This window comes from Pseudoalteromonas prydzensis (genome assembly GCF_001661495.1).
GTDB lineage: Bacteria > Pseudomonadota > Gammaproteobacteria > Enterobacterales > Alteromonadaceae > Pseudoalteromonas > Pseudoalteromonas prydzensis.
Genome location: NZ_BDDT01000002.1, coordinates 441413 through 453825, shown reverse-complemented (window position 1 = coordinate 453825; position 12413 = coordinate 441413). Strand labels below are relative to the sequence as shown.

Here is a 12413-nt window from a genome sequence, read left to right as displayed (position 1 = left end):
AAAGTTCTGGTTGAAATCGGGTAACAAATTCATCTGCTTACATCGCATCATAAATTAATCTGCTGATATTTTATACATCACATTAGCAAAAAAACTTTAAGTAAAATGTAATAGCTTGGTTTATCAAGTTTGTCGTTAATAAAATACAAACTCGGCCTATACCGTTTCAATCATAAAAAATAATACGCCTAGCTATATTGATTATTTGTAAATAATCACACTTTGTTCTAAACCTAAAAGAAGCGCTTTGATTAGGAGCAAAACATGCCAACACCGCAGACAATTGATAAACACCCCCCCTTTGCAGCATGCATTGAATGTAATACGGTTAGCACATTCGCAGCATTTCATTGGCTGGCATTGGCCTTTAAAGACATGATAAGAGCTCCCGTTTTGAGCTTAATTTATGGACTGGTTTTCACTCTTATTCCGCTGGCCATCATATATTCGGCTGTATTTACTGGCAGCCACTTAGTGGTGTTACCCGCCACAGTTGCATTTGCGTTGATTGGCCCCGTGTTTGCCGTAGGACTTTACGATGTTGCATGGGAGCTTGAAAAAGGCCATAAGCCAACGCTTAGTCACTCACTCAAATCCATGTTCAGAAACCCAGTGGGTGAATGGGGCTTTGCCGTACTGCTTATGGTTGTTATGATTGTATGGATGCGCCTTGCGGCACTGGTTCATGCCCTATACCCAAGTTACGCAAATCCTACCTTTGAAGAGTTATCCGCATTTCTAACCGTCGGTTCAATTATTGGTGGTGTATTATTGGTTACCGTATTTGCGATTTCAGCCTTTACACCGCAAATTATGATGGAAAGACGGGTTGATATCATGACTGCGGTCGTCTCATCTATGCATGCTGTGCGAGTTAACTTTGCAGCCATGTTAGTGTGGTCTATCTGTATTTTTGTGTTAGTTGCCTTAGGTTTTGTCACCGGTGCTACCGGGTTTATTGTGATTATGCCGCTGCTAAGCTACGCCAGTTGGCACGGCTACATTGCTGTGATAAAAACCAAAAAAGCTAGAGGTTATGAGTAATCTTCAGTATATGAAAAGCTAACTATGGTTAGCTTTTCTTTGGTGATTATTTTTTACCTGTTAACATTGCGCTCATTACACCATCTTGCTTTATTAAGCCGTGATATAACGCAGCGCTGATGTGCATAAAGATCATTGCTAAAAATAACCACGCAATTATTCCATGTAATTCTCGAAATAGCGCAAAGTATTTAATATCTGCTTCAACCAAGTTAGGCACCGTAAAAAGCCCAAATACGTGTACTACTCGCCCATCGGCATTTTGCATCAACCAACCCGATAAGGGCATGAGCAACATCGCGATATAAAGACCACAATGGATCACCGACGCCGCTAAGCGTTGAATTGCTGGTAGCTCATTGGGTAATTCAGGTTTGGTGCTAAGCGCTTTATTTATCAGCCTTATTATTACCAGTACAAGTGCTAAAAAGCCGAATGATTTATGCAAAGCCACAGCTTCTACCTGCCAAACAGCCAAGCTTTGCACCATTGATAAGCCTAAGAACAGCATCGAAATCAAAAGTAACGCCATAGTCCAATGCAATGTTCGACTTACAGCTGAATAGCCTTTAGTTACTGACATTAGGCTCTCCTTGAGAATTTGTTGATTGGCCATAGAGTAGTTTTTCAGTAGCTCTGCGACGATAAGACTGAGCATACGCTGCTCCTCTTGCACGCAAGATAGGATCCGCTGTCGCACTCATTCCTGCGGGTAAAACTAATGGGTCAAAGTTTTGTTCGCCGCACTTCCCTTGTGCTTGAGGGCGCCAGTCAGTGATGACTAAGGTGCCAGCATTGACTGTTTTACGCGTCATGGGCCAAGGTATTGTCGGGTTATTTTCATCATCACTGTTATTTGCCAAGGTAAACAGTAGATCAAACTTAACTGACTGACTTTTGAGCTGCTGCGCCAGCTGCTTTTGTAAGGCATCAGCAGATGTTTTATCAAGCTCTGCTAACTCACGGTAATCATCATGAGGGACGGCCTGCCACCGTACGGCTTGTTTTTCGCCTTGTTCATTGTGTAAGTAAAATGCATTGATGCTGTGATAACGCTCTGCTGCAAAGCTATTGGTTGGCACGTAAGCGGCTTTCCAATCATTGAATGCTTTGCTTTCTGGGTGTGCTTTAAAAAAAGCTTTAATTTTTTCAGGATCACGTTGTTTAGTTATTGGATCAGGCGATAATGCCTGTAATTGCTGAAAAAATGCATCAGGTGTTGCAACAGCCATCACCGGTGGAGTATTCATCGCTACTCGCCATTCCTGCGACGTTGCAGGGTTAACCACAAAAGCGAAACTGCGCACCGGTGCTTTTAAATCAGGCGCCGTAGGGTTATTACCTGCAATTGAAAAGCGCCCTAGAAATTCCGTGTGGCCCTGAGCAAATATTGCTGCAGTGGAATAACTCGCTAATTCACCTGTCGACTCAAAATGGCCTGAAACACACATTCCTTTTGCATGCGCTCGGCGAAAGCCTAAATGAGGCTTATCACCTTGCTGTAAATCAACAAATCTTTGCGCGGTCACTGTATCGCCATTAAATGCGCCGGCAAAATACAAGGTTGCAGTTGCAAAACTTGCGATCGAAGCAACCAATAAAAATTTGCGTACTATTAAGGAGCCGCCATCGCTACCGTGTTTGTCTTTTGTCATATTAAAACCAGCCCTTCTATCTCATCATTTATTATCAACACTCCCCTGCAAAGACCGACTAAAGGTAGAAACTATTTCAATAAATTAAAAAAAATTCACATTGGGGTTAGCTACAAAAAGAAAATTATCAACTGCCCGTAGGTAAATATGATTTAAAGAAAACTAGCAATGTACTTCAACACAGGATGCTTAAGTGAAGGCGCTGCACTTCACTTAAGCGCCTATTTTATCGCTGAAAACTATCCCATGGTCCTGTGATGGCCAGTGTTTTGGTGGGTTTGTAAACATTAACAAATAGCGTGCTGCCATCGGGTGAAAAACACGCGCCAGCCAGCTCCGTTTGTGTATGTAGCTTTGCGAAATTATACACTTCGCCTTTAGGCGTGACACCACGTAAATGGTTGTCGACGATGTCTGTGTATTGATCTTCACAGACAATTAAATGGCCGTTAGGTGCAACGGTCAAGTTATCACCAAAGTTAAACAGCGATGCATTGGTACTTTCTACAAATAACTGCACCTGTCCTGGCGAAGTTTGCTCTTTTGCTGTTCCTTCAAACTTTGAAGGCTGATATTTCATAACTTGACCAAGCTGCTTATTGCCGCCGTTAGTACAACAAAAGTACAATTCATTTTCGCCCCAGTGTACTCCTTCACCACGAGCAAATAATGCAGCGCCCTGAGCATAACCGCGTAAACGCAGATCATCTTTCGGACTTTCGGGGCTATCTAAATCAATCCACTCTACATCCATATTGGCGTGTAATGGCATTTTCTCGCCAGCCCAATTTCGCGTATCAAATTGTGGTTGTTGCTTGATAACCATCGCTTGTAATTTCCCGCCTTTATTTAATTTACCAAACTCATTAGGAATAAACCGGTAGAACAAGCTATCACCTTTATCTTCGGTGAGGTAAACAATGCCAGTACGCGGATCAACTGCGGCTGCTTCATGATTAAACCGCCCCATCGCTATCAGTGGCTCAGGCTTAACTAAACCTTTGGCGTCTGCTGGTACTTCAAAAATATAGCCGTGCTCTTGCCCCAAGCCATCGGCTTTAGTTACCGTAGTCTCTTCACAGGTCAACCAAGTACCCCAAGGCGTGATACCGCCAGAACAATTGCGAATAGTGCCAACCAGTGATAAATATTCTTGCTCTTTTTTACCCGTTTTCAAGTTGTAAACAATATGACTGGTGCCACCAGGTAAAGCAACACCTTGACTATCAACGTCATACGCTAGCGAGGTTTTATGAGTTTGTAGGCTTAATTCAGCTTTTGCTAAATCAGTTGGTTTAAGTTCATGGTTACGTACCAAGGCGACACGTTCATCATCAAGGGCGATACACCCCATACCATCGGCTTTATCTGGTACTGTAAAACCATCAGTCATATTATCACCAAGTTGCGAAATCACTTTGTAACTAAAGCCCTTAGGTAAATCTAACAGCTTGTTGCTATCGGCGATTAAAGGCCCATAGGCTGGTAAATTACTACCAAAATCAGTGGCTGGAATTTTGCCAAATGCACTACGAGAAAGCCCTACGAACGCCAGTGTTCCCGCACTAAAAAGAAACTGTCTTCTGCTAACCATATTCAACTCTATTTATAATGTCTGATAATTTTGCCAACATCATAAATTAAAAAGAGCAATAAAAATGGGGCCAAGCAGTAAATTCACGCAATTGTCATATTTCACATTTTTAAGCGCATTCGCTAGCGGCGAGTACCGCTTTGAATAATTTACAAAGTTCTGCACTATTTTCATATTGGCTCGCAGATAAAAGTGTGAACAGTTCAAACTAATAATGTAATGCATTGATAAATAATTAAATTTAAAATATTGATATATCGGCATGGCCATTGCTTTATTAAATACATACACGCTTAGGATTCATTAACCCTAAGCGCTCAGTTTTTAATTTAGGAGGAAGTATGAGTAATAGTAAAGTCGCTGAATTTACCGCCCCTGGCATGAATAGTGAATCTGCGGAGCAAACAATTGCCCAACTCGATAACCGCATGGTCGCGTTAATTGATTTACAACTTACTTTAAAACACATTCATTGGAATGTGGTAGGCCCTAACTTTATTGGTGTTCACGAAATGCTCGACCCACAAGTAGCAGCAGTACAAGAAATGACCGACACTATCGCAGAGCGGATTGCGACTTTAGGCGGTGTACCTGTGGGAACGCCAAAATCAATTGTTGATCGCCGCTCTTGGGAAGATTATTCAATAGGTAAAGGCTTAGCAAAAGATCATTTAATTGCTTTAGATAAAGTATATAACGGGGTTAATGGCGATCACCGCAAAGCGCTTGAGAAACTATCTGAACTTGATCCTGTTTCAGAAGATATGATCATTGCACAACTTGCAGAACTAGAGCAGTTCCAATGGTTCGTACGTGCCCACATTGAATCATCAACTGGTGAATTACAAAGCTAATAAATCGTAATCCCCCCCTTCTAAAACCCCAAGTAACTTAGTTACTTGGGGTTTTTAATGGTTAATAAATAAAAGTCACATAAACTGAGCACTACAACCAACCCTTGTGTTTAAAAAACAAGTAAGGTGCAAATCCAGATAGCAGCATCACCCCAATCGCAAACGGATACCCCCACGCCCACTCAAGCTCTGGCATACTATTAAAATTCATACCGTAAACACTGGCCACCACAGTTGGCGGTAAAAACACTACTGAGGCAATCGAGAAAGTTTTAATTATTTGGTTTTGTTCAATATTAATAAAGCCTTGCGTTGAATCCATGAGGAAATTAACTTTATCAAACAAAAACGTACAGTGTGACATGAGAGTATCTATATCAAGTACAATCTCTCTTAATGACTCGCGATCCTCACCTTGAACACCTAACCGGCGTATCAAAAATGAAATGTTGCGCCGAGTGTCCATCAAGCATAAACGTACTTTACCATTGGCATCTTCTAAACGAGCGATACGACTGACCGCTTCTTCTAAATCAGAATCATCTTCTTCCAGTACGTAAGCACTGAGTTTCTCTAACTGATGATGCATATCCTCAAGCATATCAGCGTGGTTTTCGACTTTTTGGTCAAATAACGTAACCAGTAATTGCTTTGGCGTATCACACATTACCTGCCCTTTACGCGCTCTTAAACGTAATAGTCGAAAGTCAGCGAGCTCATCATCGCGAATAGTCAGTAAACAGTTATCTTTAAGTAAACAAGCCACTGTGACCGTATTAAAACGCCCTTCGTTTGGCGACATAAATAATGCGTGCACATGCAAACCTTCATTATCGATAAAGCATCGTGATGAAGCCTCAATTTCTTGAACATCTCCAGACTCAGGAAACGTTATGTCGAGTGTTTTTGCCAGGATATTACGCTCATCTTCAGTCGGTTTGATTGTGTCAATCCAATGTGCATTTCTAATTGATGTCTCTAGAGGAGTATCAGCCGAAGGCTCTAACTCATTGATCACTCCCTGCTCGATAGAAAAAAATCTCAGCATACACTTCTCCATTAAAAACAAGATAGCTTAAGTATATGTAACCGATCATTAATCAACAATGACAATACACTCGCCTGTACCGCTATTATTAATAGTATTCTCTGATCCGTTAATTGCTGAAAGGCTGATAGTTTAATAGCACATGATATCGGCCTTCATTTTTATCTTTAAAAAGTGTAAGGCGTAATGAAAAGCACCACTGGGTATGATAAATAAATTTATGCACGCTCATCTTTTGGCGAATCCATCACAATATGAGAGGTAATCGTTCGCACTTGCGGTATGGCGCCTAATACATCAGCGTGAAACGCTTTGTAGGATTTTATATCGGCCGTTTCTACTCGTAACAAATACTCAAAAGCTCCTGTCACATTGTGGCACTCTTTTACTTCATTTATAAATTCCAGCGCGTGTTCAAATGCACGTTGCGATTTCGTGGAATGTTCATTTAAACCCACACCCACATAAGCGACAAAGCCCAAGCCAAATGCTTGATTATTAATAACAGCGCGATAGCCTTTTATTACGCCTGCTTTTTCTAATTCTTGAACGCGACGCAAGCAAGCTGATGGCGATAAGCCAACATGATCTGCAAGTTCAGCGTTAGCTATGCGGCCATTGATTTTTAATTCTTGCAATATTCTGTCGTTAATTCGATCTTTTTTCATGGTAAGTTGCCAAAACAAGTCATTTAAAACACTATTAGCGCGGAAGTTGCGCGAGAATAAAAATATAATTGCATAACAATTATCCTCTGAGCAACTATAAATGAATATTGAACTGATATCGGCATTGGCACTATTTGCACTGGTTTCTTCCATCACTCCAGGTCCTAACAACTTTATGTTAATGAGTTCAGGGGCTAACTTCGGCTTTAAGCGCACAGTACCGCATATGTTAGGCGTTGCACTGGGATTTGTATTAATGTTAGTGCTCGTTGGTCTTGGAGTAATGCAATTATTTGATTTATTTCCAATCAGCTACCAAATACTCAAAGTTCTGTGCGTCAGCTATTTGTTTTACCTTGCCTATAAAATTGCCACCAGCCATGCGCCAGATAGCAGTAGCAAGGCTGAAGCTAAACCTTTTACGTTTGTGCAAGCAGCATTATTTCAATGGGTAAATCCTAAAGCATGGACCATGGCATTAAGTGCCATGAGTGTTTACGCACCATCAAAAACGTTCAACGCAATACTTATTGTTGGTTTAGTTTTTGGTTTAATAAACTTGCCCTGTGTGAGTTCATGGACACTGCTAGGTCAAAAGCTACAAAACTATTTAAACGATCCTCGTCGTTTGCGGCTATTCAATATCACAATGGCTTTGCTATTAATCACCTCAGTATTATTTAGTATGGTGTAAAGCCACGACCATCTATAAGGAAGCTCTCAGCTTCCTTTATAATAACTCTGTAGTTACAACTTTAGAGCTAACCCTTTTGCTTATACACCATTAATAACATGGCAGGCAGCACAGTTAAGCTCACGATTGTTGATACCGCAATACCACACAACACGATAATCCCCACCCCACGATACAACTCAGAGCCTTCACCTGGAATAAATACTAACGGTGCTAAACCACATAGCGTTGTCATAGTTGACATTACAATAGGTTTTAAGCGCGTTTCAAGTGCGCTAATAACCGCCTGGTAAGCCTCAATACCTGCGGCTAAATTGCGACGACTTTGATCAACAATTAGAATTGGATTATTAACCACTGTGCCTAATAAAATCAAAAAGCCAAGCATAGTGATCATGTCAAACGGTTGGTGAAAGCCGCCAAATACAGAGCCAAATCCATTAATTATATTTAGCCCTAATAAGCCACCAGCCATTCCTAGCGGCACGGTTGCCATAATAAATAGCGGCTGTCCCCAATGTTTAAAAATAGCAACTAATAATAAGTAACATAACGCTAAGGCAACAATAAAATTACCACTGAGGGCATCGCGTGTTTTCTCTAATTGGTCTGCTGCACCGCCAATACTGATATTTACCCCAGGAAGCAAGTCACCTTGCTGCTGAAGCTGGGGCAATAACTGCTCACGTACTAATTGCTGTGCTCGTTCAAGAGCGACATCACGCGGCGGAATAATATAAACGGTCACAGTACGGCGACCATCGACTCGGCGTAAACTATCGCTATCTGCTTTTTCGTTTAAATTGGCCAGTGCATTTAACGGCAGCAAGCCTTGTGAGGTCACAACTGGTGCTTGCTCAAGCCCCTCTAGACTTTGCTTATTACCCGCTTCAGAGAATATAAACACGTCGACCTTATCATCATCTAAAATAAGCTCATCGACATAGGCACCATCACTTAAAGCCGCAACGGTATAACCAAATTCATCTGCGGTCATACCAACTTCAGCAAGGCGCTGCCAACGTGGCTGAATTTCAATTAAAGGTTGATCGAGGGTTAATGAAGAGGGCTCTGAATCCACTTGTGGGTTATCAAAAACTTTACTGGCTAGACGGTAAACTGCATCGGCAGCGCGGTATAAATCTACCTGCTCTGTACCGCTTATATCAAGTGCTACAGCACGCGTCCCGCCATCATTACTTGAAATAATGGAACCTCGCGATGAAAACGCCCGCATGCCGGGATAACTTTTAAATTTGGCGGTTATCGCCGCCATCATCGCATCAATATGTTCAGGATTATTAGGCTCACTTAAAAACCAAATATTGCCGGCACCAACCGATAATGAATAATATTTTAATGACGGTAATTCTGTATTACCTTGCTCAAAGTCAGTACTCGGCGCATTTAAATGCTGATTAAAATAAGTCAGCAATTCATCACCTATTTTTTGCATGTGACTCAAGTTATAACCTGGAGGGGCAATCATCATTGAAAATGCCTTCGGCTCTTCCCCTTCAGGCAGATATTCTGCTTCAGGCATAAATAACCAAGCGCTGCCCACTAAGCCTATTATCGCCACAACAACGCATATGATTCGCTGCATTTTTGAGGCTAAAAATGATGGAATAAACCGCGGTAACCGCATTGCAAAGGTCATTGCAGCATCTGTTGTGGTACACGCAAATCGTGCCGATGCTGCTGGCACCACTAATAAAGCCACTAACATAGAGGCGATAATTGCCCCTGAAATAGCAATAGCAACATCAGAGTACAATTGCCCCGCTTCTTGCACGATAAATAAAATAGGCGCAAACACCAACACGGTCGTCATCGTTGATGCTAATACCGCAGGCCATACTTCTTGCACCCCAGCAATAGCTGCGTCGAGTTTTGACAGACCACGTTGCTTTGCTTGTTCAATATTCTCAAGTACCACAATGGTATTATCCACAGTCATACCGATAGCAAATGCCACCCCAGCTAATGAAATAACATTAATCGTGCGATCAAATAATAATAGTCCTAAAAATGCGGCAATAGTACAAATTGGTACGCCCATTACACCGATTAAAGTCGAGCGTGGGCTTTTTAAAAACCAAAACATCACTAAAGTAGCCAGCAATGCACCAATACCTAAGTTGGTCCAAACATTTTTCACTGAGCCTTTTACATAACGTACATCATCACTGAGCAAGGTTAATTGCAGGCCATTTTGTGCTAATAAATCACGGTTAATACGATCCACCACCGCGGTCATTTCATCTTTAATAGTCATCACGTTTGAACCACTTTCACGACGCACTGACAGCATTAAATTTCGCTCACCATCATTATATGACAGATCGCGAAGTTCATAGTGATCTAACTGTACTTTCGCTACATCTTTGAGCCGTACTGTGCGGTCTTGGTCGTGCGCAATCACTAATTCTTCAAGTTCTTGCGCTGACTGAAAGCGCCCGACCATACGTAATAAATATCGGCGCTTGCCGCTGTCGATGTCACCGGCTGACGCATCTTGGTTACGACTGCGAATGGCGTCTCTGACAGCGACTAAACTAATGTTTCTACTGGCAAGCTTTTGTTGATCAACCAATATCTGTATTTGATATAACGCACCGCCACGTACGTTGACTTGCGACACACCTGCTACACGCTCCATCTCTGGACGTACATTGTCTTGAGCAAAGTCCCTTAGCATATCAATATCGATATTTAGCGGGTTACCTGTAAGGGGTTTTAACGAAAAAAACATAAATGCATTAGATGAAAACGAGCTACTGTAGAGCACGGGCTGGTCAACATTTTCCGGGTAATTAGGAACTTGAGCCAATGCGTTACTGACATTGATCAGTGCTTCATTAACATCAACGCCAAACGGAAACTCAAGTTCAACCTCCGCTTCCCCCGTATTAGCATAACTCGACATCCGCTTTAAATTTGGCAATGAACGTAAATACCGTTCTTGCTCTATCAGAATTTCTTTTTCCACATCTTGTGGGGTTGCACCTGGCCACTGCGTTACAACTGTTATAGTACGTACATCTAAATCAGGGATCATCTGCACGGGAATTTTAAACGCTGCTACTAATCCTAAAATACAGGAAATAAGCACTGCAACAGCCACCAGCGTTGCGTTTTTTACGGCACCTTGGAGCATTATTTAGCCCCCGTTTGCGTTACTAACTTAACCGCTTGACCATCCTGAAGTAGTTCATTACCTTGTGTAACCACCCACTGTCCAGCGTTCAAGCCTTGTATTATCTCAACGTGGCCATTCATACGAGATCCCACTTTGACACTTTGCCTTGTAGCAACGCCATCAAGCACCGTAAATACACTAAACCCGCCATCAGGGTGACGTAACAAAGCATCTCTGTCTATCACCACGCTCGCTTTAGCACTCGGTTTTAATGCGACTTCAGCTGTTGCCGACAACCCCACTTGCAAGTCAGCTGAATTAGTAATAGCCAGACGCAGTAAAAAACTACGATGCGTTGTGTTCACGACCGGTACTTTCGCTATAACTTTTGCACTAAATGTCTCATCTGGGCGTGAGGCTAGATATACATCAACGGCAGTTTCGATATCTATTGCCGAGAAATGTTCTTGTGGCATATACAGGTCAAGCCAAAGCGTTTCATTACTTACTAACTCAAAAGCACTTTGTCCTCGGGTAACCCACTCACCTAAATCCACCATACGTTTAGCCACGATACCGTTGAAAGGTGCAGCCAATTGGTGACGTTTTAAAAGCTGTTGTTGATAAGTTTGCTTTGCTTGTGCTTCAAGTAGGCTTGCCTGAGCACTTTTTACTGCTGCTTGTCGTTGTGCTAGCTCAGTTTGCGCAAACAGCTTTTGCTTCGATAACGATTGCGCCTCAGTAAATCGACGTTTTGTATCATCAACGTCCACTTGCGCACGCGCAACATCAGCATCATTAGCTTGTAATTGCGCTTTTATTAACGCTGAATCTAACGCCAGCAGAGGCTCTCCTTGTTTAAGATATTGGCCTGTTTCTGCATATATTTCAGTAATAACCCCATCGGCAAGAACCGAAAGCTGCGCATGACGCTGTGCTTTTAACGAACCTGTAAGGGTTATTTTTGGAACCAACTGCTGCTGTTTAACTTGCTGGGTCACAACATTCACAGTTTCAGCCGCAAAGCCCAATGAGCTAAAAAGCATTAAGCCAACGAAGCAACAACACGTAAAAATTTTCAAAATAACTCCTTTTCCAATCCAATAAAAGCTATCCAATAAAAACAACTCATTACAGGCATCATATTTTAGTTAGATAAAGTTTAGATTAAAGCCTGTAAGTAACAAGATACCCAGCATTTGATAAGGGTGTAGCTACTATAATGCAAATTCAACCACGTAAACAAGAATCATTTGCAAAATGATAGTTTTAAACGCAAAATAGCGGACAATAATAAATAATTAAACAACTGGAGTATGTATGAGGCAACAAGCACTTTATGAGGCCAAAAAGTTAGTGTTTCAAAAAAATAGCGGCGTTATGTCTACCCTTTCTCATAACTTAAGAGGCTACCCGTTTGGCTCTGTTACCCCTTATATGTGTAATGAACAAGGGCGTATTTATTTTTTATTAGTAATATAGCGCAGCATACTAAAAACCTACAGCATGACAAACGTATGAGCCTAACGGTGTTTAATGCTGCCGAACAAGGCGACCAAAATGAACATGGCCGAGTCACTATTGTGGGTGATGGCAGCCTAGTTCCTCAACAATACGCTGATCGTTTAATTAATAAATACATCTCTTTATACCCAGAAGCGCAGAGCTATCGTAATGCTCATGATTTTAATCTTTGGCAACTTGACGCGATACG

10 protein-coding genes and 1 pseudogene are annotated in these 12413 nt (G+C 41.8%); 4 read left to right on the top strand and 7 right to left on the bottom strand.

The window, feature by feature from the left end:
• The first annotated feature begins 264 nt into the window (after positions 1–264).
• Positions 265–1044, top strand: coding sequence for a DUF2189 domain-containing protein (locus A7968_RS06395; RefSeq protein ID WP_064665735.1), 780 nt, complete (start codon positions 265–267; stop codon positions 1042–1044).
• 46 nt (positions 1045–1090) lie between these two features.
• On the opposite strand, the gene A7968_RS06390 is transcribed toward A7968_RS06395, so the two are convergent.
• The 3 genes from A7968_RS06390 to A7968_RS06380 form a co-directional block, all read right to left on the bottom strand.
• Entirely contained in the window at positions 1091–1627 is a 537-nt protein-coding gene (locus tag A7968_RS06390) for a cytochrome b (protein ID WP_064665734.1), read from the bottom strand.
• Positions 1614–2699, bottom strand: coding sequence for a catalase family peroxidase (locus A7968_RS06385; protein WP_227008890.1), 1086 nt, complete (start codon positions 2697–2699; stop codon positions 1614–1616). Before A7968_RS06385 ends, A7968_RS06390 begins: the two co-directional genes overlap by 14 nt.
• A 226-nt stretch (positions 2700–2925) precedes the next feature.
• The gene (locus A7968_RS06380) at positions 2926–4293 is read right to left on the bottom strand and encodes an alkaline phosphatase PhoX (RefSeq protein ID WP_064665733.1); all 1368 of its coding nucleotides are present in this window, start codon (positions 4291–4293) and stop codon (positions 2926–2928) included.
• Positions 4294–4634: 341 nt separating this feature from the next.
• On the opposite strand from A7968_RS06380, the gene dps reads away from it, so the two are divergent.
• Positions 4635–5147: a DNA starvation/stationary phase protection protein Dps gene (dps, locus tag A7968_RS06375; RefSeq protein WP_064665732.1), complete on the top strand. Its 513-nt coding sequence runs from the start codon at positions 4635–4637 to the stop codon at positions 5145–5147.
• A gap of 91 nt (positions 5148–5238) precedes the next feature.
• Here the strand turns inward: dps and corA are convergent, their stop codons facing one another.
• Together corA and A7968_RS06365 are read right to left on the bottom strand one after the other, a co-directional pair.
• Positions 5239–6195 carry a magnesium/cobalt transporter CorA gene (gene corA / locus A7968_RS06370; RefSeq protein WP_064665731.1) on the bottom strand — a complete coding sequence of 319 codons (957 nt, stop codon included), beginning with the start codon at positions 6193–6195 and terminating at the stop codon, positions 5239–5241.
• 218 nt (positions 6196–6413) lie between these two features.
• Positions 6414–6863, bottom strand: coding sequence for an Lrp/AsnC family transcriptional regulator (locus tag A7968_RS06365; RefSeq protein WP_064665928.1), 450 nt, complete (start codon positions 6861–6863; stop codon positions 6414–6416).
• Between the two features lie 100 nt (positions 6864–6963).
• On the opposite strand from A7968_RS06365, the gene A7968_RS06360 reads away from it, so the two are divergent.
• A complete protein-coding gene (locus A7968_RS06360; RefSeq protein WP_064665730.1) occupies positions 6964–7557 on the top strand; it encodes a LysE family translocator in 594 nt (197 codons plus the stop codon).
• 67 nt (positions 7558–7624) lie between these two features.
• Here the strand turns inward: A7968_RS06360 and A7968_RS06355 are convergent, their stop codons facing one another.
• Both A7968_RS06355 and A7968_RS06350 read right to left on the bottom strand, forming a co-directional pair.
• Positions 7625–10717, bottom strand: a complete 3093-nt coding sequence (locus tag A7968_RS06355) for an efflux RND transporter permease subunit (RefSeq protein ID WP_064665729.1) — start codon at positions 10715–10717, stop codon at positions 7625–7627.
• A complete protein-coding gene (locus A7968_RS06350; protein ID WP_193330415.1) occupies positions 10717–11781 on the bottom strand; it encodes an efflux RND transporter periplasmic adaptor subunit in 1065 nt (354 codons plus the stop codon). The genes A7968_RS06355 and A7968_RS06350 overlap by 1 nt, the downstream gene beginning before the upstream one ends.
• A gap of 238 nt (positions 11782–12019) precedes the next feature.
• Here A7968_RS06350 and A7968_RS23790 point away from each other — a divergent pair.
• A pseudogene (locus tag A7968_RS23790) lies at positions 12020–12411 on the top strand (pyridoxamine 5'-phosphate oxidase family protein); the annotation flags it as partial.
• Positions 12412–12413: the final 2 nt, after the last annotated feature.